This window comes from uncultured Sphingobacterium sp. (genome assembly GCF_964277905.1).
Lineage (GTDB): Bacteria > Bacteroidota > Bacteroidia > Sphingobacteriales > Sphingobacteriaceae > Sphingobacterium > Sphingobacterium siyangense.
In genome coordinates this window covers 56,196-80,813 of the sequence record NZ_CAXYKD010000013.1, presented here as the reverse complement: position 1 = coordinate 80,813, position 24,618 = coordinate 56,196, and the positions used below count along the sequence as shown (strand labels likewise).

The following is a 24,618-nucleotide window of genomic DNA, read 5'->3' as shown; positions in this document are numbered from 1 at the left end:
CTATACTACTTTACAATAGTAAAAACATTTTCTGACATGGGCAAATATTTTTTACAATAATAGGTTCAGGCTGTGTGTCATAACCAGGCTAGCGAGCCACTATTTACCACGAGGAAATAGGGGAAAAATAAAGCGGGATGTATAATCATGGCTGATTATACACCCCGCTTAATAAATAATTTAAAAAATTTTGATCACAAAAAAAGGTAGGCCTAGCCTACCCTTTTGTCAATGAGTGATGATATTTTAACGTATGATTGAGTGAATGTGCGGTCTGCCGGGCATCGTCCTGATAGGACGATAAATCTTGGCAGGCTCTGATATCTGCTACATCCACCTTGTTTCTTACTTTGCTGATGACCTGATTTAATTCCGATTTCCAGTTGCCCGGATCGCCAAAATCGTCCACCCAATTTTTGTTGATAAACCTTTTATAGTTCAAAAGCAAAATATACAATTCCTCACCACTACCGGCGCGATTGATTGACGTGCGCCAGTTCTCTAATTTTTCTTTAAAACTCATAACCAGCAATATACAAAAAAAATATTACTTTTTCAAATTAAGGAGCTTATACAGCCTTTCATTGACCTGAATATGACATGACTCGTATTTTTTTGACCAACAGCACTTGCATTGCACGGATAGGACCTCAATGCACGGATAGGACCTCAATTCCCTGTCAAGTAATATTCAGAAAAACTATTATATTTATTCATTGCGATTTTAACGCTTAGGCGTTTCCTATTGTTTGAAGACACTATTATGCGTTATTTTGATTTTGACGACAGCAAATACGGCTTTCCCTTAGCGATGGATGCCCACCGGTTCGAGGATAATACCGATCTGATTTTTGAGGCCGGTCCGCACACCATCAACTTTTTTGAGATCATGTTTTTTGAACAGGGAAACGGAGTCGCATATACCAATGAAAAACGTATCGAATTATGCCCAGGCACAATCTTATTCGCTTCACCCAACCAAATTAAGCAATGTGACTTTGATAAAAACGGTGTCAAAGGATTTCATTTAATCTTTAAACCCGAGTTTTTGGAATCTTTCTTTCAGGATAAAACACTGGTATACAAACTCCCCTATTTTTACAACTATTCATTTGCACCTTATATTGTCGCTATGGAGGGTGATTTTGAGTTGTTCAAGTCCATGCTCTCCGAAATTGTTTTTGAAATCGGCGCCTTCCGATCTGACAGCCCCAATATGATCCGCGCACTACTTGCCAGTATTTTACTTCGACTGGACCGGCTATTTCGTGCATTTCATCATATAGCCAGCGAAAGCGCGAATAACAATTTGCTCACTCGATTTAAAATGCTCATGGAAGAGCATGTCAACTCCAACCTGAACTGCAACCAATATGCTAGTTTACTAAAAATACACCGCAATGAGCTGAATCACAAAATCAAAGCCTACACGGGACATAGTCCAATTACCCTCCTCCAACACCGAAAAATACAGGAAATCAAACAGCGGCTTCTATTGGATGAACAGTCTATCGCCCAAATTGCCTTTGAACTTCATTTCAGCGATCCTAATAATCTTTCCAGATTTTTCAAAAAACTGACGGGCTTATCTCCTTCCGCCTACAAGCAGAAAATGCAAAATGATAGTTTTTCATAAACTTGTGATATTTATTCAATGACGCAGCAGGCTACCTTTGCATAGATCGTCATTCCAATCGCGCGGTGAGGATCTCCGTTTTAAAATTCATCAGCTGGATACCTGTATGTTATCGAGCTGCACAATGGAAAAATATGCTAAAACTACTGCTACTCTCTTGTTCACTGTATGGGCTGTTTACTACTCCGCCTTACCGTATTACCGGTCGGTTGGTTGACCATCAGTATAACCCCGTTGGGTATTTTATTATTGAAACCTATGCGTCCAATAAGGAAAGGGAACCCTTGGCTTTATTAGGTCGAGATACCGTTAGAAACAGCAATGGCGAATTTAAAATACAGGTGGTAAAAAAGGGCAGCTATCTCCTGCGGATAGCCGTTCCGGATTACACCGATTATTCCCTGTTTACCACGGTCCAGGATTCCAGCTACTCCTTTCCCGAAATACACTTACAGCCGACCAAATAAGTGCCATCTATTCAGCCTTGTATCCAGCCTTTCGCTGTTAGGAAGGTTAGCTTACCCATAGGCCCTGTTTTTGCGATTGCATTAGCCTTCTCTAGGATGATTGGTCGTATTCGCGTAAGGTATGCTAGGGGCTTACTGGCCCCCTTGCTTGCTTATTCTTTGCCTATTCTCTGCCGATTGGTTGCTATTTAATTACCATTTTAGCGGAGAAACAGCAGAGAAACAGCGAAGAAACACCAAAGAAACGGCAAACGAATAGCAAACCATTCTCGAAGCAGATACGAAGAAGCCCCGAAGAATAAGCAAAGAAACGGCAAAGAACCACCAATCAAACAGCAGAGAAACAGCAAAGAATCAGTAACTATACAGCAAACCAATCTCCGAACAAGTGCAAAGTAACAGTTCAAAAAAATTTAATTAATGACTAAACTTTACTAGTATTACCGGGTCTCATTAACAAGAGTACAACATGATTATTGCTTTAAATTTAACCCGATGCCCTATATGATGACAAAAGTCCCATTTAAAACCATGCTCGTTCTTCTTTTTTTGACTACTGCCACACAGGCTATTTGTGCAAATATTGCGCAATATAACCGTACTGCCCTTTTGCTTCAGGATCATCTGGGCGATGGTTACAGCAAAATCGGATCACGCGTTTATTATCGCGGTAAAGAAATTCCGAACGCCAATGCCGGTTCATTTCAATTTTTAGGTTCGGGTTATGCAAAGGATACCTGGAAGGTTTATTTTCGAGGAGCAATAATAGCTGATGCAAGTCCATCCACTTTCCAGTTCCTGGGAGACGGTTATGCCAGCGATGCCTGGAAGGTTTATTTTTATGGCAAGCCATTGTCAAATGCAACAGCATCTTCCTTCAAGATATTGGGAAATGGTTACAGCAAAGACCCCTGGAAAGCCTACTATTTAGGCAAAGAAATTAATGGAGCCAATGCTTCAAGCTTTGAAAATCTCGGCCGGGGTTATGCAAAAGATAATTGGTCGAGCTATTATAGAGGCGAAAAGAATGATAAATTTGCTGGTCCTACCACACAGCCCCTTGGCGGTCAATATGCTAAGGACAATTGGTCTGTTTTTTATAAAAATCAGAAAGTGGAAGAGGCTTCTGCTTCAACCTTTGAATACCTTGATGACGGCTATGCCAAAGATGCCTGGAATCTTTTTTATCGCGGAGTCAAAGTCGAGGGTGGCAGCCCCAACTCGTTCAAATTAATCGGAAACGGCTATGCAGCAGATCCCTGGGTAGTTTATTATCAGGGGGTAAAAGTTAAGGGTGCCTCGCCATCTACATTTAAAGCGCTTGGAGGAGGTTATGCAAAAGACTCCTGGGCAGTTTTCTATCGCGGCCAGGAGTTAAAGGGAGCAGGTGCTAGCACTTTTGAGTACTTAGACAACGGCTATGCACGGGATGCATATACGAAGTTTTATCGGGGCGAAAAATTGGATTAATTCATTCTATAATAATGTTGATACCGACCATTTTGGCCTTGTATTTAATTTTTTCGATAAGGCCATAGCAGCTCCAGTTGCGCAGCAGGAATTCATTGAACAACGGCCAATCCACCGAAAGATAGTATAGCTTCAGCAAACCAAGATCAGATGGTGATCAAGTTCGGCCTTTTTACAGTGCTCGTTCAGTGATTGTTCAGTGCTCGTTCAGTGCTTGCTCAGTGATGACTGAATAAACACTGACTGATTACTGTCTAAATACTGATTGAAAATTGTTTTTAGGTATAATTTGGTAGCAGTATATTGTTGCCGTTGATCTCGAAATTATATGCGGCAAATACAAGCATTATTTACCGCAAAAAAAGCGGGGAATAAACGATTTATTCCCCGCATAAAATAGTACTTAAGGTCATTTAAGGATTAATAACCAAGCTATTTCCCAGGCCGGTCATAAATACAGGGCCTATATTTTGGGCTTTCAGCAGATCGCGATGTTTTGTATCCAGTTTAGGCGCTCCAGCATCTACTGCCGCTGCAAAAGGATAATTTCCCACAAAGGCACCCAATACCGGGCTGCTACTTGTTGGCTCATAAATGCCATCTGTTGTTAGTGTGTATTGTGGATTAACTCGGGTAAATCCAGCCGGCAGCTGCTGACTTGTCGGCACATCAAAAACAATGTTTCCCTGATATACAAAATTGACCGGTTGATCGGTAAAGGTCAACATGGTAGACTGGGCAGATTGAGAAACCACGTTATTTGCGATATTCCCATCCGTTGGCGGCAATGTCCGGCTATTGCCGCCTTTACCTGAACCTATATCAAATGACTGCTTACACTTGATCATGGTATTGGCAACAACTTTTACGCGTTTTACCTGAAAGTAACCGCTTAAAGGTGAATTTGGCACACCGTCCATGATGGCCAACGCAGCTTTTTGTCCCGTGCCGGCCATATTCTGGAAGTAATTGTTGTAGACAAGATGATCTTCACCGATGATACGAATACCGCCAGCGGCGCTATTGCCATTACCAACAAAATAGTTGCCATAAACGGCTGATCCATTGCCATGCCGCAGGCATAGGGTTCCCTGGCTTTCATAGAAATAGTTGTTGCGGATCGTATCAGCCCCCATCTTATTGGATATAATTTCCGTTTCACCGTTACAGCGCTGGAAAATATTATCTTCAATGGTTGTCAGTGCATTTGTCATCGACCAGTCGCTAGTTCCGACACGGATGGTTTCCCCGCCATTGTCCGGTACCGCAGCACGCTCACCAAAGAAGTTGTGATCAATTCGGTGTTTCATTGGTTTACTGGTCCCCCATACGACCATGGTCGGTCCCTGATGGGTCTTTCCTTTTAAATAGCAGTGGTCAATGCGATGATAGGAACCATTGATGGAAACCCAACGGTAGTCGGTCGTTGCTGCCGGTGGATTATAGTCCACAATCGACGTATTGGTAAGGCGGCAGTTTGAAGAGGAAGAAGTGAAATCCACCACATTTTTGCCTGTCGTATACCCTTCCTGGAATACAAGTCCATCCACAACTAACCATTGTCCCGTGATACTAACAGAAGAAGTACCTTTCATGATAACTGCCCCCCGCTGCTCTGCCATCAATACAATAGGCTGCTGTTTTGTCCCCTGAGCACTGAAGGTTAGTTCCTGATTGGTCCATTGACCGGACTTCATAATGACCGTGTCTCCGGGCTGTAAGCTCAGTGCCTGAAGATCCGCTGCCGACTGAATGCTGTGGCATTGCACACAGGCAATACTGTTTAAAGTGAGTTTTTCGGCCGGCGATTTCTCACAGCTAGTTCCTACCGCCAATAGCAGCAGAAGTGAAGCAATAACTGAATTCTTTTTGATCATATTTAAATTTGTTTAAAAGGTTCTTTCGTTAAAGTGCTCCCGAAAAAGGATAAACTGTTGTATTGCCCTTGCTTCCAAAGACATGAACCACGCCATTCGTCACAATATACCCCCCGGACCGATTGGTTGTTTTATTGTTAATCTGAATCGGCGCCAAATCACTGTTATTGACCAGCCGTAACACCATCAGTCCTTCCTGATCAAAACCTTTGCCTTCATTCATGTATCCCAATAAAGAACTTTTGCTGGCAACAGTGTTCGCTGGAAGCATCGTTTTGGCTTTTGTATTTTCAATGGTCAGCTTACCGAAGTTATAATTCCCTTGTAACATGAGGTAAAGGAAATAGTTACGGACATCATCTTTGTTGTATTCTTCCCATTTTGTCGCCGGTCTCGTAATCGGTTTGCCTGTTCCATCCACTCCGGTCACAATTGGAAAGTCAAAAAACAGGCCTGCTGTCACCTTCTTCGTTTTAGTATCCCAGGTCTTTATGGCTTCATTATGTAAGAAAATAAAGGTTCGATCGTTTTTTTCAAATTCTTCCAAAGGAATTCCTGCATATTCTAAGCCCTTCCGCATCCATTTAAAAACTGTATCCGTTGGATTTTCTACCGTCTCATACGATCGGTTCTCCAAAAATTTCCGTGCACTTATCCCGATATTGGGATCTAAAGTTTTATGTTCGTAGTCGTAATCTTTTTGCAGTTCCAAATCGAAAAGTGAACAACTTGTCATTAATAGACTTGCTACGATGATAGCGCTATATGTCCATTTGGTCTTAAACATTCTTTTCATGACTCTCTGATTTAAATTCTTCTGTTAATCTGTATATCCTGGGTTTTGAACCAATGATTTATTGGAGTTTAAAACATTCCGGTGAATAGGCCAATACACTCTGTTTGTTGGATCTAGGAATCCAGGTTTATCTAAATTACCCGCTTCTTCCTGTCTACGTTTCAAGATTGGGTCCATCACGTCCTTCACACGTCCAGTGCGCACCAGATCAAACCACCTTTTACCTTCACCAAAAAGTTCCAGACGACGTTCATCCAAAATCGCCGTTTCCAATTGGTAGCTTGTGGCAATAGTTGCATCATTCGCATCATATTGTGGCAGGCGTGCACGCTTGCGGACAAAGTTTAAATATTTGAGGGCATTGGTTCGGTCACCGAGGCCATTCAACGCTTCAGCGTATAAGAGATACATGTCACTCAGTCGGTACATGGTCAAATAAACCGGCAGGGCCTGATTTGTCACCGGCCATGGATCCGCTTTGGTTGGATTTGCATCGGTTGGATACCACTTGATAAAGCGATCTCTCTTGTTGCTTGGCAATCCAAAATAGACATCCAATGTTTGCTGAGGTCGAATATCAGGACTTGGCGAGGTTGTCGTTTGTGGCTGAAACCAGGTTGCCCACACTCCTTCATCGACTATGATCTGCTTATTATTGGGAGACCACGACGTTTGCATACAGGCACAGCCATTTTTTAAGTAATCCCAGTGGATACTCCAAATCGTTTCTTTACTCGAAGTTGGATTGACAAAAATAGTTTTCCAGCTTGCGCCATCCTGCAAATTGGTTTCATTGGTTCCGGCATAGCTCACTCCTGTAGGAGACTTTGTCAAAAACAGGCGTGTGATCCATTTTGTTGCATTTTGATAATCCTTTTTCCACATATACACATCAGACATGATCGCGCATATTCCTGCCCCGCCGATTGTCCATAGGGCGTTTTTCGCATCTTTATCGACCAGAGAATAGGCTTTTTCCAGATCTGGAATAATGACCTCGTTCAATATCTTATCTTTCGGTTCGCGTGCGCTGGCAGCGGGCTGCTGTACATCCTCATAAGGTTCAAGCCATATCGGAGCATCGCCCCATACACGGACGAGATAGAAATAACACATCGCTCGAAGCGCATAACACTGCGCGAGATAATCCTTAAGCATCTCCGGGGTAATACGGCTATCCAATTCCGCTGCCTTTGGAATATACTTGATATTGTTATTGATACGCCCGATGGCGGTATAGAGCCCGCTCCAGTCTGAAAACTGGTTGGTTGGCGTAAGGCTATTTAGTACGATCTCGTCCACATAGTCTTTGGTGTAACTAATTGCCCGGTCAAAATTATCGGCACGATACTCGCCCCAATACAGGTACTTTTCGAGATAATTATCTTTGTTGTCCTGATAATTACCCTTACCAACCATTTCAAGCTGAAAGGCACTATACATTCCGGCTATTGCGGCCTGCACATCGTATAAGTTTTTATAATGCTGGTCCAGCGCAACTTCGGCCAGCGGTTTCTCTTCCAAAAATTTGTTACAGCCCCCCAATGTAGCTGACAGCAGTAACAGTGCTAAGATCTTTGTTTTCATGTCAAAAATATTTTTTCTGCTCCATCCTTCAGACGGAACTTACCCTAATCGATAAATGCTAAAAATTGATATTTACGCCAAATCCAAACTCCCGTCTCCTCGGATAACGGCCATCATCCTCTCCCGGTGTCAGCGGATTGTTTGTACTGAATTCGGGATCGTAGCCCCTATAATTGGTCCATGTCAACAGGTTGCTTCCATAAACGAAGGCTGTAAGCCCTTTCATTTTTAATCTGTTGATCAATTGCGGATCGAAGGTATAGGCCAACCGTGCACTTGACAGACGAACAAATGTTGCATCTTCGATATAAAGGCTATTCTGGTTTGTTTTTAGATTTCCACGGTTGTTTCTCTCCACATAATTTGGATATTTGGCCACATCGCCGGGTTTGCGCCATACATTATAGACCATATCCGGAGAGCCTGCTCCTGTGTTGGTCGGATAATTTTGACGTTGCAGCAACGCATTGTAAACTTCCCCACCAAAAGAACCATTAAAGAGTACATTTAGGGTAAATCGCTTATATCTAAAGGTCTGCATAAAACCAAAGTAGAAATTTGGTGTCGCATTACCGAGGATCATACGGTCTTCGTCATTGATCAAACTATCTTTCTTATTGTTAAGCCATTCAGCATCGCCACCTTTCAGTTTACCATCGGGCGCATATAGCTGATGTACTGTACCCTGGTAATCACTACCATTGAAGGTATAGACCGCTTTTCCATCACGATACATCGGTTTGCCCTGATCGTCAAGTACAAGTGTCAATTTCTCCCAATTATCATTGTAGGCATTGGACTCGTCCCAGGCGTAAACCCCTAAATTGCGCCAGCCATAGAAATTTCCGATACGGCCGCCTTCTTCCGCGTACCATTTATTGCCAGGGAAAAATGGAATTCCATCTGCCAGCTTCAGGATCTTACCGCGTTCAAAAGAAATATTACCATTCACTTCCCAGCTGAAATCAGGTGTTACGATTGGTTTTCCACTAATTACAAACTCCATTCCGCGGTTGCGAATTGTTCCCAGGTTGACATTCACTTTTGCGTAACCAGTTTCCTTGGCAAGCTCCCGTGGATACAGTAGATCGGTGGTGGTCTTGACATAGTAATCTGCCGTAAATCCTAATCGGCCATTTAAGAAGGTCAGATCTAAGCCCACATTGTTTTGGGTGGTTGTTTCCCATTTGATCCGATTATTTCCAAATGTACTTGTCAATGCAGCTCCGCCGACGCCATTATAAGACCCGCCGAAGGCCACTTTTGTATACGATTCATAATCGCCTACTTTATCGTTTCCAAGCTGTCCAATGCTGTATCTTAATTTAGCATCTACCAATGCCGGCTTCGCCCATTTCATGAAATTCTCGTCCGAAAAACGCCAGGCAGCAGATGCTGAGAGAAAGTTCCCCCATTTATTTGCTGCGCCGAACCGCGATGAACCATCCCTTCTGTAGGATCCCTGAACGAGATAACGTCCTTTGTAATTGTAGCCAATCCGGCTAAAAACAGAGGCAGAAGCGTTGGCCGTTGCTGTGGTATAGGTTTTTGACGGCGTGAGGTAATCTGGAAAAGTCACCAGAACTTCCTCATTGACGCTATTCATATATTCAGAATGAAAACGATCATAGCGTCTACGATCCGAACTGAATCCCAATAAGGCCGTGACATTATGGTCCTGTGCAAAAGTCTTATTATAATTTAGATAAGATTGAAACTCCCAAGTGAACGTTTTATTAAACTCGTTTGTTCCGCTATTCTGATCCTTGTTTGCCGATAAAAAACGTGGTGAGAATTGGGTATTCTGTAAATTGTCCAACCGCACATTAAACAAGGTCGTAAATTTCAGGTCGTCCCGAATTTGATAATCCAACTGATTGTTCAATTGCCCGGAATAGGTTTCATCGATATTTTTTTCAAACAAGGCGTTGGCGACAGGATTTCGCTTCGAACCGATGTAGCTTGTTAAAGAGCCATCAGGATAGTAAATCAAGGAATATGCCGGACGGTCCATGACGACGCGGATCGTATTGCCGATTGGAATCGTATTGCCTTTTTGCCAGGAAAAGGAAATATTGTTGGAATACCTCAATTTGGATGAAAACTGATATTCAACATTGATACGTGACTGTAAACGCTTGGCGTAACTATTCAAGATGATCGATTTATCATCCAGGTAATTCAAACTGCTGTAGTACCGGAGATTTTTCTGACCACCTGATACGCTCATCTTAATTTCCTTCTTTTGAGCAAGATTTCCCAACAAAAGTCTTTGTAAATCGTTATCCGAATTGAAACTTGGGTTGATGGAATCCGTATTGGTATTGAGGCCTTGAATATATCGGAAAGCCCTTACTTCGGCAGAATTACTTACCGGGATATAATGGGCTAGACGGCCGAAAAGATGATTGTAATTGACATTCACCATGGGTCTTCCCTCTGATCCGCGCTTGGTTGTGATGAGGATAACGCCATTGGCTGCACGCGATCCATAAATAGATGCCGAAGCAGCATCTTTGAGGACCTCGATATTCTCGATATCTGTTGGATTTATGGTCGCACCATCGGGGTTAATTACTCCATCGACCAGGTATAAGGGACCATTTCCCCCATTTAATGTGGAGGTACCCCGCACCTGAATAGATCCTGTCGCCCCAGGTGCTCCACCACCGTCATTGACAATAAGGACTCCGGCAGCCTGCCCCTGTAAGGCATCGAAAAGGTTAATGGGTTGACGCTCTTCGATTTTCTTTGCGTTGACGGAAGATATAGCGCCCGTAAGGTCACGTTTCTTTGCAACACCACCATAACCTGTAACAACAATTTCATCCAGCGCATTGTCACTATCTTCCAACGTGACATCAAGTTGTCGCTGGCTACCGACAGCGCGCTCCTGCTCTTTCATGCCTACTTGACTAAAGACAACGGTACTGGATGATACAACATCAAGCTGATACTTCCCCGTGGCATCTGTACTTGTCCCCTGACTTTTCCCTTTGATACGAACAGTGACTCCCTGCAGTGCCTCTCCTTTTTTGTTGGTCACCTTTCCTGAAAGCCGAATGTTTTGTTGGGCAAAGACCGGTAAGCCTATACTCCCCAAGGCTAGAAATAGGAAGAGTACAAAGCACCCCATTTTTGTGATACTTTTTATCATAATAAATCAGTTTTTATGGCGATTGTCTATCATGAGTAGATGATCGATAACTCGGCCATGCATTTAATAAATTGGTTATTTTTTATAATCAGTTATCTCAAATATCAGTCAATCTGCGAGGTTAAACAGTGTATTTTTTGGTCTTTTTAGCAGTAAAAAATGGTTTTTAGGCGCTTAAAAGATAGCTTATTGTTCAAAACAATATCATTGCCCCATAAATTCAAACTTTACTGTACCTATCGTATTCGGTTTATTTTTGGCTGGTGCCGAGATATCGCCTTCCAGTTTCCCGGACGCATTTCTTTTCAGAACAATCCTACGCCAAGAATAGGCCCCTTTCTCATAATCGAAACTCAGACCATCATCGTCATACAGGTTATACATCCCCTCCTTCTCCCCATAATGTCGGATAATTAGGTTCACTTTTTCTCCTGCTGCAGGCGCATGAAGCCGCGCTGTCGTCATTGGAATGATGCCACCATCTTTTACATAGACGGGTATCCGATCGTCTTCGGGTTTGGCAACGATTTCCTCGCCATTACCGACATAACGGCCCGAATAGAAATCGTACCAGTTACCCTTAGGCAAAAGCACCTTTCTAGTAGATTCGCCTGTAAATAAAGGCGCCACCAACAGATATTCGCCACACATGTACTGATCTTTCACCTCTTTGTTTACCGCTTCCAGATAAGGATTTGTTTCCAGATCCTGATTGCTCAGGCTTGCGGTTGTTTGTCCCTGAAATCCCTCTTCCAGCACCATGGCCCGAAAGGGAGGTGTTCCTTCAAAATGGTATTTTGCAAATTCAGAATAGAGATAAGGCATCAATTCCATCCGCAACTGCGCATAGTACTTCACTTTTTCGGCCACTTCAGGAAAAGACCAGGGTTTTGTTCCACTCGACCAAGCATTGATCATGGCCATTGGTGAGAATACAACAGTCTGGAAACGGCGCAACCATTCCTCGCCTGTTTTGGAGCCCCTTACCTCTGGTGTCCACAGTACGCCGCAAAATCCACTATTGACCAGTGCAGTGATAAAGTCCTGATGACTATAATAGTCGTTATAGATCACGTAGGGCATGTTGTTGGCTCCGGCGTTAGATGCACGTACCAGCCCAAATGTTCGTTTATTCTGCTGGCGGTATAGACTGTCGGTCAATTGTTGTGCAAGTACACCATAGGTTTGCCGCATTTGTATCCCACTGATGCCTGAGGGAAATTTGGCCATGTCCGGCCAAAGGTAGTAGTCGTAACCATCGACTTCATCAATCTTATATCCGCTGATGCCTATATCGATCTGCGAACGGCTCAGTTGGCCTGCAAGGATGCGTTTTGCGTCTGGATGATTCAGATCAGGAACAGTCCCATTCCACACCGTATGCGAGCCGGTAAAAGGTTCAATAGTTTTACTGATAGGAGATTCTGGAGAGATATAAGGGTTTGTCCATAGGTTTAAACGCACACCTTTATCGGCCAGTTTCTTTACCAAGGCTGCCGGATTTGGAAAACGTCCCTTATCCCATTCAAATGAGCAAGGGTAAGCCTTGGACTGCCAGCCGGGTTCGAGACCAATAAAATCAAGCGGGAAGCCATGTTCCTCAAATTCCGCTACCTCCTTGATCACTTCATCTGCCGTATAAAGCTTTTGTACACGTTGCGTAAAACCAAGCCCCCATTTCGGCGGCAGGGCGCCACCGCCACAAAAGAGGTTATAGCGTTTTATGGCATCGAGCGGATTGATGCCTGCAAATACATAAACTTCCGCTCCTTCTGCAGGGACGTATACTTCCACCGCATCGGAGTAAGGCCGGGAGTTCCAGCTTTTATCGGTATTGCGATCTTTTACTTCTGCAGGAACTTTAGCATCTTTCCGTACGCCTGTTCCCACATAATACGTTAAATATTGTGCTGAGTTGACTAATACACCATATCCTTTGGAAGAGACGTAGAACGGAACAGGTGCATGGGTGCGCCCATTATCTTTGCCACCATAATGGTCGACATGCAGGTTAAGAATCTTGCCCCGCTGATGTACCGTCTGAAAATTAAGTCCTAGTCCGTAGATCTGTTCGTTTTTTTGCAGCGGGAACCGCAGGTATGTTTTACCATCGATCAGTTCGGCATGCACCTCCATCTTGGGCAATGGAAAATCGACAGACTGCAACCGTTCGAGGGTCGCAGCTTGAGGTGTAGCCCCTGCTGCAGACAGCAGCGTATAATTATCGGGTTTGCCAAATGTTCCTTTCCATACACCCGGGTATTGTTCCTGCCAACGAATAGGTTGTGCCGATGCTTCAATCGCCAACAAAAGCAGCAAAATTGTCCATAATCTCATCATAGCTGGTTATTTTTTTAATAAAGCGTACACACACCAAAGTATGGGCGCCTGGCCGTGCATATCCCCAGTTTTCTGTTTTCGATCGAGGTAGTACTGATAATCATTTTTTCGGTTGGTACCTTCACAGACGTTGCTGATATCGCCGTCTTTGTTGATGTAGCCCGTCAGAGCAATCCATGCCTTGCGTGCGATGGGCGTATATTCCTCCGCATCAAGCCATCCCTGCCTTATGCCCATAATAATGGCATAAGTGAACATGGCAGAACCCGAAGTTTCTACCCAGGATTCAGGTTTATCAATCAATTGCCCCCAAAGGCCATCCGGCCGCTGATACTTCTTTAGACTTGTGATCATTTTGCGGTAAGCAGCCAATATTTTGGGTCTATTGGGGTTGTCTTTCTTTAATGAAGACAGCAATTCGCTCATTCCCGCGGCCATCCAGCCATTCCCGCGGCCCCAGAAGAAAGGCGCATCCGGTGCGTGATAAAAAAGACCATTTTCCTTTTGAATGGTATCGAGGTAGACAACCATTTCATGGGCGGCACGATCAATATAGTGCTGATCTCCCGTTACCTGAAAGGCTTTGGATTGAATCATGGTAATCATATACATATCGTCAATCCAGTAGCGGGTCTGCCAGGTAAGTCCTTTATCGAGAAATTTCTGATAACTATCTTTTACAACCTGAGGGGAGTCAATCGGAATGGACCATTGTGCATTTGCAAAACGCATTCCCATGGTATAGAATTTCTTGTTTTTCGTTTGCAAATAGATCTCCAGCGGAACCGTTCCAAAGACGGAAAAGTCCACATGCCAAGGTCGCGGAACAAGGTGCTTTTCCGTGTCAAACAAAGGCATAAAGCGTTGTGTCAATTGCGTAAACAATTTCTGATCATTGCTCACTTCGGCATACTTCAATGCTCCATACCAGGCACAGACTTCGGGATAAGTAATGTTTTTTGGTGGAGCTGGCGGTTTAAAACTGTTATGCGGACTTGCCACAAAACGTTGAGCCACGAGATCACCTATTAATCTGGGGTCAGCCTGCGCCGGCCAATTAACCAGGTCTGTGCTTTGCGCAAATACACAAAGGGACATGCAGACGCCAATACCCAAGAGTATGGACATACAGAACTGCTTCATCATCAGTTGGGTTTATAATTAAGTTATAAGGCAAATATCTGCAAGCCAGTCTGTATTAAGGGGGTAGTTTTTGTTCGTTTAGGTGGAAAGATTGGTAATGGATACTATCCGCATGGCATCACTTTACTTGTACAGTGTATCCCGAAAGTTAGCAGAGTTCGTGTCGGCAGTTTAGTTGTACGGAATAAGTACTCTTATTGTACTTTTCTCTTTTGCCAATAGGCTTACGCAACGTTTGCGTAAACCGTGCTATTACTGTGCTATATCTGTGCTTAGGCAGTGCTTTATTCGTGCTTCATCCATGCAGGGGATAGGAGTACAAAAAAACTAATTCATTATCAGCTTTTTCAAAATAAAAACACCCCAAAAGCTTTCATCAAGCTTTTGGGGTGTCGTAGATTAATTTACTATATATTCTTCTTAGTTAAATTTAAATTTAACACCGAACTGCATATAATAAGTTGAAGTAATTGTCTGATTAATACGTGTAGTTTCTCTAATTACATCACCATTCGCACCGTTTAATCTAAATTCCGGTTTAATGTTCCCTTGTACATCTAAAGCTGGAGTAGTTCTTGTGCTAGCCATATTTGTCGGAATCAACAATTGATTGTTGCTAATTTTATACACTCCCCAATCTGAATTAAAGAGGTTACCGACATTAAATACATCCCAGAAAAATTCTAAAGAATTCTTTTTACCACCGATTCCATTAAACAATTCTTGTGTAAATCTTAAATCGAATTGATGTCTCCAAGGCATTACACCACCATTACGCTCTGCATATTTTCCTTTTCTTGACTTCAAATAGTCATCACCATCAATCAAAGCAAAGAATATTTCTGATTGTTCTTTAGCTGTATAGCCTTTTCCACCATAAATTGAACCTGGTGTCGCAACAATATCAACAAATGAAATTTCAGATGCATCTTTAGGAACATAGATCAAATCATTATTTTGTCCATCACGATTAAAATCAGCTGAGTAAGCATAAGATACTCTTCCTGTCGATGATCCTGAATAGAATACTGTAATAGAAGTATTCAAGTTTTTAATCCATTTATTTGAATAACTTACAGATCCTACCAAACGATCAGGCAAAACATTATCAGTATATCCTAAAGTAGGATTATTTGAATTTCCGACAGATTGGTAAGGCAATGACCATAAATTTGCAATTTGGCTACCTGCTCCATCACCGTAATTTTTTGCACCACTACGTGTATAAGCTAAGCTCGCTGAAAATCCATCTTCAAATGCTTTTGCCAGTTGAGCAGTTACAGACCAATAATGCCCCCCTTTTTGGTTCGACATTTGAATGGCTGAAAATGCACCTGTAGCTGTAGGTGACGCTTGACCATTTGACAATTTATTGATGTATTTATCTACGTTAGCATCAGCATAAACAAAACGATTATCACCATAACCTGCAATGTTCATTTGTTTAGGGTCAGCTAGATTGACATTCTTTGCCACAGCAGCATTTATATCCTTATTATAGATAGCCTCTAACGTACCAACTACTCCAAACGGTAATTTATAATCAACCGCGATACTAGACTTCCATGTCGATGGGAATTTCAAATTCGGGTCCATAACCGAAATACTCGATGATGAAATCTGTGTCGTTGGATCAGCAATAGTTGCTGGATAATTAGCTTTAATATCAGGACTGAAAGCAGGAACATCAGCACCCGATTTTGTGATTGAAGCTTGTAACATTCCGGAATCTCCAGATTGTGAGACAATCCACACAAAAGGAATACGACCAGTAAAGATACCTGTTCCCCCACGAAGCATTAATGAGCGATCCCCCATGATATCATAGTTAAAACCAAATCTAGGTGATACCATTACTTTCGTTTTTGGCAATGCTCCAGTATTCAATTTTAAACCATCTGCAAAAGTTAGAGCAGAAATTAATGGATGTTCTTTAACTTCATTTACATTCGGATACCCTGGCAATTCTAAACGAATACCACCAGTCAATTTCAGCTTATCGTTAACTGTAAATTGATCTTGTACATACAATGACCATTGATTAAATTTAAAACCAGGGAAGGCTTGCGAGCCATCTGCAGTTAACGGATAAGTCAAAGCATAATTCGTAGCTTTTGCTCCATTTTTAAAATCATCCCATGAATTAAAGAGATAATATCCTGCTCCAAAACGTTGGAACCCATTTTTTACATCACTTGTTTCAAACTGTAGACCTCCTGTAAAATCATGGTTGTTATAAGTATAATTAAAATCCATATTCCCAGTCCAAGTTTTCACAGAACGTAAATTTCCATAAGAAAACGGTTCATAACCAAAAGTCGTGATAACGTTATCTCCTTGTTTAATATCTACAAGAGGAAATTCTCCACCGTTTACCGAACGAGGCTCATCTTGGTTTACGTAGGATATCCTTGCAGAAGTATTTACATTACCTAACTTTCCTGTATATTCCATTGTTCCCGAAAACAAATTCGTCTCCTGGAAATAATTTGAATTTGAAAAATGTAAAGCATTGCTTCCAGTACGGCTCAATCCTGAAACACCAGAACCAGTATATGAGTTACTAATTTCAGAAGGAGATTTAGCTTTAACTTGGTTATATCTAAAATTTATTTTATGGTTATTGGCAATATTCCAGTCAATACGAGCAAAGATTTTATCGTTATTACTTTTATTGGAATATCCTTGATAAGGTCCTGTTTCATAACCATACTTTTCTTTTAAAAATGAGGATACCTCATCCATAAAAGCTTCTGTAGGTCTAGCAACATAGGTAGGAGTTCCTGCAGCACCGAACGGATTAGAAGGTGAAGAAGCTATTTTAACAGGACCTGGTTCTTCTGTTTTATTTTGTTCCAAATTCACAAAGAAGAATAATTTATCTTTGACAATTGGACCTCCAAGGCTCACCCCATATTGTTTAACTGACAATTGGTTAACGGGAGTCAATACATCACCAATTCTAGTACCCTGTTGTTTATCAGAACGACCAGTATAAAAAGCCGAACCAAAAAATTCATTACGGCCTGAACGAGTAACAGCATTGATCGCTGCTCCTGTAAATCCAGACTGACGTACATCATAAGGAGTCACATTAACCGATATCTGTTCAATCGCATCAATAGAAATTGGAGATCCATTTGCAGGAACATTACTTCCAATACCAAATTGGTTATTGAAGTTGGCTCCATCCAACGTAAAGTTATTTGATCTAAAATTACCTCCACCGATAGAAGCCCCATTAGCTTGTGGTGTCAAGCGTGTTAAATCATTAACACTACGTGTAATAGATGGTAAATTTTCAATTTGACGACGTCCAACAATTGTAGAAGCGCCATTTTTTTCACTTTTCAAGGCTGCTCCTCGAGTTACTACAACTTCTTCAAGGTTAGTTGTAGCATCCCCAAAAACTGGATTTAAAACAAATGGTTCACCTAATTGCAAATAAACATCTTCGTAAACAACAGGCTTTTGACCAACATAAGTTACTTCAATTTTGTAAGGTCCCCCAACACGCATATTAGCTAGGTTAAACCGGCCAGCAGCGTTAGCCGAGCCAGAATAAACAGTTCCTGATGGCACGTGCGTAGCCTTAATTGTTGCTCCCGAAGTTAGACTGCCGTTTGCTTCTTTTACAATACCTGTAACGCTACTTGTTGTAACCTGAGCTTGTACAGCACCATAGCTGGCCATAACAAGAGCGAAAAAGAGTAAAGATCTTTTCATATAATGTGATTTGTTAAAAAATGTTAAGCAAAATTACTAAGAGATTTCAAATTACAAAGGACTTAATATAAACTTAACACACTAAACCACACATACTTCATGAAATACAGGCGATAATTACTATATTAACATACAATTTATTAGCAAAAAAAACGTTATAACATGTTTTAAACCAGCATTTCCCTCCACACGAAGCGATCAAAAATAATTTTCCACATCAAATCCGCAAAAATCTTTTGTAACAACATTCTTCCAATCGGAATTTAACTTTTTAAAAATTTTTAACTAATTTCCTTTCAATCGAGACTTTTATTAAACACCTCAGTTTCTTGTCGAATTTGAGCCACTGTAACCTATTCTGATCGAAAAAATCAAAACGATTGTATAGACGTGATGGTTTATATAAAAAATGTTTCAAAAACCGAGAACTTTTCAGAAATTCGCGCACCTAATAACTTATGCTTCATGGAAGACGGTATTCAAAATTCTTCTTTTCAAGAACCTGCAGACATTAAATTGTCCCCTGCAGGGCTCTCCTTCTTGGCTTCAGCGGCCAAATGGACCAATTTTTTGGCCATTGTCTGTTTTATTTTCATCGGCATTTCTGCCATAACCATGGTCAGCCTAATCTTTGGAGCCAGTGCATTATCACTCGGGGCCGACGAATATGTAACAGCAGGGGCTTTATCCACATTCGGTGTACTCTATCTCTTATTTCTTGCTTTCTTCTGCCTTCCCATCTATTACCTTTATAATTTCGGATCAAAAGCGAAAAAAGCAATCGAGAATCGCGACAGTATCCAACTCGAGTTATGCTTAGATGCACTCAAAAAACATTACAAATTTATTGGCATTATGGTCATCATCACCATCGCCTTTAATTTGATGGGACTAGTCGTTGGTGTCGTGCTCGGCATTAGTGATGCTTTTGCCGGCGTATAATACTTTCATAAATAAGGCTAATAAAAAAAGCGGAGTATGCACCTAGCATACTCCGCTTTTTCAATTGTATTGACTCTTTATTTTTTATAATATTTCATCGCATTTGGAATCAATTTCTGAATATCCGCAATCCGTCGCTCATCACTCGGGTGCGTACTCAAAAACTCAGGCTGCCCTTTTTGACTACCCGATGCCATACGTTTCCAGAAATCTACAGCCTCATTTGGATTATAACCTGCCAAAGCCATAATAATCAAACCTGCTGCATCCGCATCTGATTCATCACTTCTCGAAAATTTTAATTGCGCCAGGTTGCCACCTAAACCATACAGATTGTTAAAAACACCAAGCGTACTGTTTCCAGATACCCCTGCAGCTGAACCTAAAATCTGTCCTCCCAGCTGTAAAGCGATCTGATTCGAAGCCTGAGCTACAGAATGCTCCTCAATAGCATGTGCGATCTCATGTCCCATAACTGTTGCCAAGCCCGCTTCTGTACGTGTTACCGGCAATATTCCGGTATATACCGCAACTTTACCTCCAGGCATACACCATGCATTCACATCATCACTCTTCACCAAATTAAACTCCCAGTTGAAGTTAAATTGATTTGCGCGACCTGTACTTTGCAAATACTGGTTAACCGCCGTTGCAAGCTTGTTACCAACGCGTTTCACCATGGCTGCATCTGCAGTTCCGGTTACTACTTTAGCATTATTTTTCGATAAGAAATCTTTATAAGCTAATGCAGCTTGCTGGTTCACTTGATCTGCGCTGACCAATTTCAAATATTTTTTACCCGTAACAGCTGAAGTTGCGCAACCTGACAACCCCGATGCCAGTGTTACACACGCTAATACCATAGCCGAATACTTAAACACTCCGTTCATATGTATATATTTTCTTTCAATGGCCATATGGAATATCCGAGCGATGGTGATCGGCTTTCAGCTTTTCCAACATGGATATTTCACAATAAATTATTAAATACGTTTTAGAGGATGCAATTATTGTGCCTATTCTTTTTCCTTCGGCTTTTTCTTAAAGAGGTAAATCTTGGATTCATGCCCCTTTAACAGACGCTCTATATTCTTTTGGTGGGTAATTAACAATAGGATACAGATGGCTATTCCGTAAAGCAGCACAGAAGGTATGGTTGTTTTAAAAATAAAGGCCAAACTAAAAGGAAATGCAAAACCTGCAGAAATGGAACCGAGCGAAACATAATGGGTTGTCAGCAGGATGATGATAAACACTGAAACACAGACTAAAGCGGCAGGCGTATGTATAGCGAGGATCATACCACACAGGGTTGCCACCCCTTTCCCACCTCTAAATCCCGCAAATACAGGAAATAAGTGCCCCAATACCGCAATAACGCCAAGTGCCAACTGAAAGTTGACAAATTGGACATCGCTCGTATTTTGCCCCAGTTCTATTAAATAAGCCAGGTTTGTTGCTGTCCAGCCTTTAAATATATCTACAAACATCACGATCGACCCCGCTTTAGGGCCCAAGACGCGAAAGGTGTTAGTCGCCCCAGCATTACCGCTACCATACTCACGAACATCTACCCCATAAAATGCCTGTCCCAACCAAACGGCTGTAGGTATGGATCCAAACAAATAAGCTAGTAATACTGCAGTTACTAAATAAATTGATATCATTAATTAAATCAGTTCTTATATTAATTTGGCCTTCAGACTAAGATCCAGGCTCCTTACACTGTGTGTCAAAGCACCTACTGAAATATAATCTACCCCAGCCTCCGCATACGATCGGATCGTGTCGAAAGTTATTCCCCCAGAGGCCTCTGTCTTGAATCGATGGTCAATTAGCTGAACAGCTTTGGCTACATCTTGCGGCGAAAAATTATCTAACATGATTCGGTCCACTTCGCCAAAGTTAAGAACTTCATCAAGCTCCGCAAAATTTCGGACTTCAATTTCTATTTCTATTGGTTTATTTAGGTTCTTTCTGTAATCATTTGCGCGCTTTAGAGCCGGTACAATACCGCCACTATAGTCCACATGATTGTCCTTAATTAAAATCATATCAAAAAGGCCAAAACGATGATTGGTCCCACCTCCTATACGAACGGCTTCTTTCTCCAATACACGCAACAATGGTGTGGTTTTCCGGGTATCCAAAACTTTCGTATCTGTACCTTTGAGAAGGTCTACGTATTTTCGGGTAGTTGTCGCAATGCCACTCATACGCTGCATGACATTCAGCACCAAACGCTCTGCCAGCAAAATACTTTGGATATTTCCCCTCACATAGAAAGCAATATCACCTACTTTAACCTGACTTCCATCTTGGATAAACACCTCGCAGGCCAACGTATCGTCAATATAAGCAATAATCGCCTGCGCCACTTCAACCCCGGCCAAAATACCGTTATCCTTAACAATCAATTTGGCTTCACCTTGCGCCCCAGTCTCGATTGTAGAAAGTGAGGTATGATCTCCATCGCCCAAATCCTCAGCGACAGCCTGTTTTACAAAATGGGCCAAATAGTCCTTGATTTCCTTCTCCATAAATACTATTTATTGGGCTAAGATGTGGAATAATTTTTTAATCGAAAAATAGATTTATAAAAAAAGCATCGCTAGCTTTAATTTTTGTCGATTCTTAGCTCTTCAATCGAATGGTTATTATTTCCTACGCCGATCTTAATAAAAACACGATAGTTTGTTTGTTCTGTAGCTAATGTAAATGTAAAATATTGATAGCCATTGTTCGCATTGCTGGCTTGCGTCACTTTAACAGTCTTGGGTTTATGCTGATTAAAAAATGCCGCCAACATGATTTCCGACTGGTATTTTGTGTAGACGCCATTCTCCCCCAAAATAGATAAGGTTAAGTTTGAACCGAAATACTTGGCCATATTTTTTGCATTACCTTCTTTCAAATATGATTTCAGTTCCTCTGAAATACTTCCTAAAGAATCATCATCACCTGGTAAAGCTACCTTTACCGCTGTATTCACTTCTTTTAAATAATGCCCGAAGGCCGCAGTGTGTACAAAAAGACTATTAATAAGTATAAATGCGCAATAGCTTAAAAATTTCATATAGCTCAACATATTATAGAACAGCTTCTATCATCCATATCAATCATTAGGTAGCTCCGTTTTTTAACCGAACATAAACTATGCCACAAACCTATAAAATTATTAGGGATTAACAAGGGAACTTTTTAAGATCCGTTGATAGATTCTAAAATTAAGATTATCTTTGTTATACGATGAATAAGAAAAAAGTTGCACTCATGATCCTAGACGGACTAGGATATGGAAAACATGATAAATCAAATGCAGTTGAAGCTGCAAACACCCCATTTTTAGATCATTTATTAGAAGCTTATCCAAACTCGAGCTTAGAGGCCTCTGGTGAAGCTGTAGGCTTACCTGCTGGGCAAATGGGTAACTCTGAGGTTGGTCACATGAATCTTGGCGCCGGAAGAATCGTCTACCAAGAATTGGGTCGTATTCACAAAGCTGTTAATGACGGTGTATTCAATTCGGATCCTATTATTCAAGACGCATTTAAATATGCATTGGAAAATAACAAAAAGGTACATTTAATCGGATTGCTTTCCGATGGTGGTGTACACGCACATACAAAGCATTTAAAAGGCTTATGTGATGCTGCAAAACATGCTGGCTTGACAAGTGACCAAGTTTTTATACATGCATTTTTAGATGGCCGTGATACGGATCCAAACTCCGGCATTGGTTATGTTAAGGACCTACAAGACTATTTAAAGACAACAACAGGTACTTTTGCCTCTGCAATCGGTCGATATTATGCGATGGACCGCGATAACAGATGGGAACGCGTAAAATTAGCATACGATCTTTTGGTAAAAGCGGAAGGTGAAAAATCCAATGACCTTGTTGCATCGATCCAAAAATCATACGACGAAGGTGTAACCGATGAGTTTGTGAAACCAATTGCATTGGTAGACTCAAATGGTGCGCCAGTGGCAACAGTCCAAGAAGGAGATGTTGTATTCTGTTACAACTTTAGAACAGATCGTGGCCGCGAGATTACAATCGCTTTAACTCAAAAGGCATTTCCAGAATATGATCTACAACCATTAGATCTATATTATGTGACAATGACTTCTTATGATGAAACATTCCAAAATGTCAGAGTTGTTTTCCAAAAAGATAACTTGACCAATACCTTAGGTGAAGTGTTGGAAGCAAACCATAAAACACAAACGCGTATTGCCGAAACAGAGAAATATCCGCACGTGACATTTTTCTTTTCAGGAGGTCGTGAACAACAGTTTGAAGGTGAAAACCGCTTGTTGGTTCCATCCCCAAAAGTTGCGACTTACGATCTTCAACCGGAGATGTCTGCCAAAGGAATTACAGAAGCTATCGTTAATGACATGGAGACCCTTCAACCAGATTTTATCTGTCTGAATTTTGCAAACCCAGACATGGTAGGTCACACAGGTGTTTTTGAAGCTGTTATAAAAGCGGTAGAAACTGTTGATCAATGTACAAAAACGGTTGTTGAAACAGGCCTTAAAAATGGTTACTCCTTTATTATTTTGGCCGATCATGGTAACTCCGAGTTTATGGTCAATGAAGATGGATCGCCAAATACGGCACACACAACCAATTTGGTTCCGTGTATCTTAATTGACGATCAGTATAAGAAAATAGCAGATGGTAAATTAGGTGATATTGCCCCAACCGTCTTACAACTTTTAGGCGTCAATATCCCCGTTGAAATGACAGGAAATGTATTGGTATCAGAATAATAATTTACTTAAAAATAGCAGCAGAGCACTTTTCCTTCTTATGGGCAGTGCTCTGCTTTTTTGGAGCTGTGGATCTCCATCGGCGACAAAAAAAACACAAAAATCTTCAGCTATATTTTCTGTCGATTCGTTTTTTAATGCCGAAGTCAATCGCTTGCAGCAGCTCAATCCCGCAGTTCTGAAATCTGTCAGCAAAGACGGTGAGAAAGAACAACGCGAACTAAAAATTGGCAACTGGAAAAATGAACTCTCCGCTTTTCAGTCTGCCGATATCAGCAAAAACTTCGACCCATCACTGTATGAAGTCAAAGCTGTAGACTGTGTGACAGAATTTACAGCTAAAAAGAAAGAACTGCAGATACAGAAACTGCGTATCGAATTTGACAAAAACGAAAAGGTAAAACACATCCATATCGATAAAAAGATAACAAATACCTTATACGATAGTCAAGAAAAATTAGACTATTACAGCGACTCGCTGTATCGAATTGTCAAACTGCAGGATGTCCAAGGTTTGGATGCCAATCAATACGAAATTGAAGGCAAGTTTATTCCTTCCAAAAAATAGCCCGCCTGATCAGCACCATACACAGCCCTCAAGAATAGCATCCATTTTTGAGGGCTTTTCTGTAAATTCAGTTTATCTTTTAAGCGGACATTTATACAATGTCACAACAATAATAAATGCAACACAA

The 24,618-nt window shown here is 41.4% G+C and carries 18 protein-coding genes; 6 read left to right on the top strand and 12 right to left on the bottom strand.

The window, feature by feature from the left end:
• Positions 1-217: 217 nt before the first annotated feature.
• Complete coding sequence (locus tag ACHWSC_RS07755) at positions 218-523, bottom strand: hypothetical protein (protein ID WP_075993880.1); 306 nt, start codon at positions 521-523, stop codon at positions 218-220.
• A gap of 240 nt (positions 524-763) precedes the next feature.
• Between ACHWSC_RS07755 and ACHWSC_RS07750 the strand changes: the two genes are divergently transcribed.
• The 3 genes from ACHWSC_RS07750 (at position 764) to ACHWSC_RS07740 (ending at position 3,573) form a co-directional block, all read left to right on the top strand.
• Positions 764-1,636: an AraC family transcriptional regulator gene (locus ACHWSC_RS07750; RefSeq protein ID WP_394676372.1), complete on the top strand. Its 873-nt coding sequence runs from the start codon at positions 764-766 to the stop codon at positions 1,634-1,636.
• Between the two features lie 134 nt (positions 1,637-1,770).
• Positions 1,771-2,103 (top strand): hypothetical protein, encoded by a 333-nt coding sequence (locus tag ACHWSC_RS07745; protein WP_394676371.1) that lies wholly within the window; start codon positions 1,771-1,773, stop codon positions 2,101-2,103.
• Between the two features lie 504 nt (positions 2,104-2,607).
• Positions 2,608-3,573, top strand: a complete 966-nt coding sequence (locus ACHWSC_RS07740; RefSeq protein WP_394676370.1) for a DKNYY domain-containing protein — start codon at positions 2,608-2,610, stop codon at positions 3,571-3,573.
• Between the two features lie 413 nt (positions 3,574-3,986).
• Here ACHWSC_RS07740 and ACHWSC_RS07735 read toward each other — a convergent pair whose 3' ends face one another.
• From ACHWSC_RS07735 to ACHWSC_RS07705, 7 genes are all read right to left on the bottom strand, one after another.
• Positions 3,987-5,450, bottom strand: coding sequence for a polysaccharide lyase 6 family protein (locus tag ACHWSC_RS07735; RefSeq protein WP_394676369.1), 1,464 nt, complete (start codon positions 5,448-5,450; stop codon positions 3,987-3,989).
• A gap of 28 nt (positions 5,451-5,478) precedes the next feature.
• On the bottom strand, positions 5,479-6,246 hold the full coding sequence (locus ACHWSC_RS07730; RefSeq protein ID WP_394676368.1) for a hypothetical protein: 768 nt from the start codon (positions 6,244-6,246) through the stop codon (positions 5,479-5,481).
• A gap of 24 nt (positions 6,247-6,270) precedes the next feature.
• Complete coding sequence (locus ACHWSC_RS07725) at positions 6,271-7,833, bottom strand: RagB/SusD family nutrient uptake outer membrane protein (RefSeq protein ID WP_394676367.1); 1,563 nt, start codon at positions 7,831-7,833, stop codon at positions 6,271-6,273.
• Positions 7,834-7,891: 58 nt separating this feature from the next.
• Positions 7,892-10,990 (bottom strand): SusC/RagA family TonB-linked outer membrane protein, encoded by a 3,099-nt coding sequence (locus ACHWSC_RS07720; protein WP_394676366.1) that lies wholly within the window; start codon positions 10,988-10,990, stop codon positions 7,892-7,894.
• A 204-nt stretch (positions 10,991-11,194) separates the two neighbouring features.
• Positions 11,195-13,330 carry a TIM-barrel domain-containing protein gene (locus ACHWSC_RS07715; protein WP_394676365.1) on the bottom strand — a complete coding sequence of 712 codons (2,136 nt, stop codon included), beginning with the start codon at positions 13,328-13,330 and terminating at the stop codon, positions 11,195-11,197.
• A gap of 6 nt (positions 13,331-13,336) precedes the next feature.
• Positions 13,337-14,476 (bottom strand): glycoside hydrolase family 105 protein, encoded by a 1,140-nt coding sequence (locus tag ACHWSC_RS07710; protein ID WP_394676364.1) that lies wholly within the window; start codon positions 14,474-14,476, stop codon positions 13,337-13,339.
• Between the two features lie 417 nt (positions 14,477-14,893).
• A complete protein-coding gene (locus ACHWSC_RS07705) occupies positions 14,894-18,199 on the bottom strand; it encodes a TonB-dependent receptor domain-containing protein (RefSeq protein WP_394676363.1) in 3,306 nt (1,101 codons plus the stop codon).
• A gap of 465 nt (positions 18,200-18,664) precedes the next feature.
• Here ACHWSC_RS07705 and ACHWSC_RS07700 point away from each other — a divergent pair, with 465 nt between their 5' ends.
• Positions 18,665-19,141 (top strand): hypothetical protein, encoded by a 477-nt coding sequence (locus ACHWSC_RS07700; RefSeq protein ID WP_394676362.1) that lies wholly within the window; start codon positions 18,665-18,667, stop codon positions 19,139-19,141.
• 77 nt (positions 19,142-19,218) lie between these two features.
• Here the strand turns inward: ACHWSC_RS07700 and ACHWSC_RS07695 are convergent, their stop codons facing one another.
• From ACHWSC_RS07695 to ACHWSC_RS07680, 4 genes are all read right to left on the bottom strand, one after another.
• Complete coding sequence (locus ACHWSC_RS07695; protein WP_075994938.1) at positions 19,219-20,031, bottom strand: M48 family metallopeptidase; 813 nt, start codon at positions 20,029-20,031, stop codon at positions 19,219-19,221.
• A 126-nt stretch (positions 20,032-20,157) separates the two neighbouring features.
• A complete protein-coding gene (gene plsY, locus ACHWSC_RS07690; protein ID WP_075993893.1) occupies positions 20,158-20,808 on the bottom strand; it encodes a glycerol-3-phosphate 1-O-acyltransferase PlsY in 651 nt (216 codons plus the stop codon).
• Positions 20,809-20,823: 15 nt separating this feature from the next.
• Entirely contained in the window at positions 20,824-21,681 is an 858-nt protein-coding gene (nadC, locus tag ACHWSC_RS07685; protein ID WP_394676361.1) for a carboxylating nicotinate-nucleotide diphosphorylase, read from the bottom strand.
• A gap of 77 nt (positions 21,682-21,758) precedes the next feature.
• The gene (locus tag ACHWSC_RS07680; protein WP_394676360.1) at positions 21,759-22,217 is read right to left on the bottom strand and encodes a DUF4783 domain-containing protein; all 459 of its coding nucleotides are present in this window, start codon (positions 22,215-22,217) and stop codon (positions 21,759-21,761) included.
• Positions 22,218-22,390: 173 nt separating this feature from the next.
• On the opposite strand from ACHWSC_RS07680, the gene gpmI reads away from it, so the two are divergent.
• Both gpmI and ACHWSC_RS07670 read left to right on the top strand, forming a co-directional pair.
• Positions 22,391-23,923 carry a 2,3-bisphosphoglycerate-independent phosphoglycerate mutase gene (gene gpmI, locus ACHWSC_RS07675; protein ID WP_394676359.1) on the top strand — a complete coding sequence of 511 codons (1,533 nt, stop codon included), beginning with the start codon at positions 22,391-22,393 and terminating at the stop codon, positions 23,921-23,923.
• Positions 23,904-24,491: a hypothetical protein gene (locus ACHWSC_RS07670; protein WP_205400572.1), complete on the top strand. Its 588-nt coding sequence runs from the start codon at positions 23,904-23,906 to the stop codon at positions 24,489-24,491. The genes gpmI and ACHWSC_RS07670 overlap by 20 nt, the downstream gene beginning before the upstream one ends.
• Positions 24,492-24,618 lie beyond the last annotated feature (127 nt).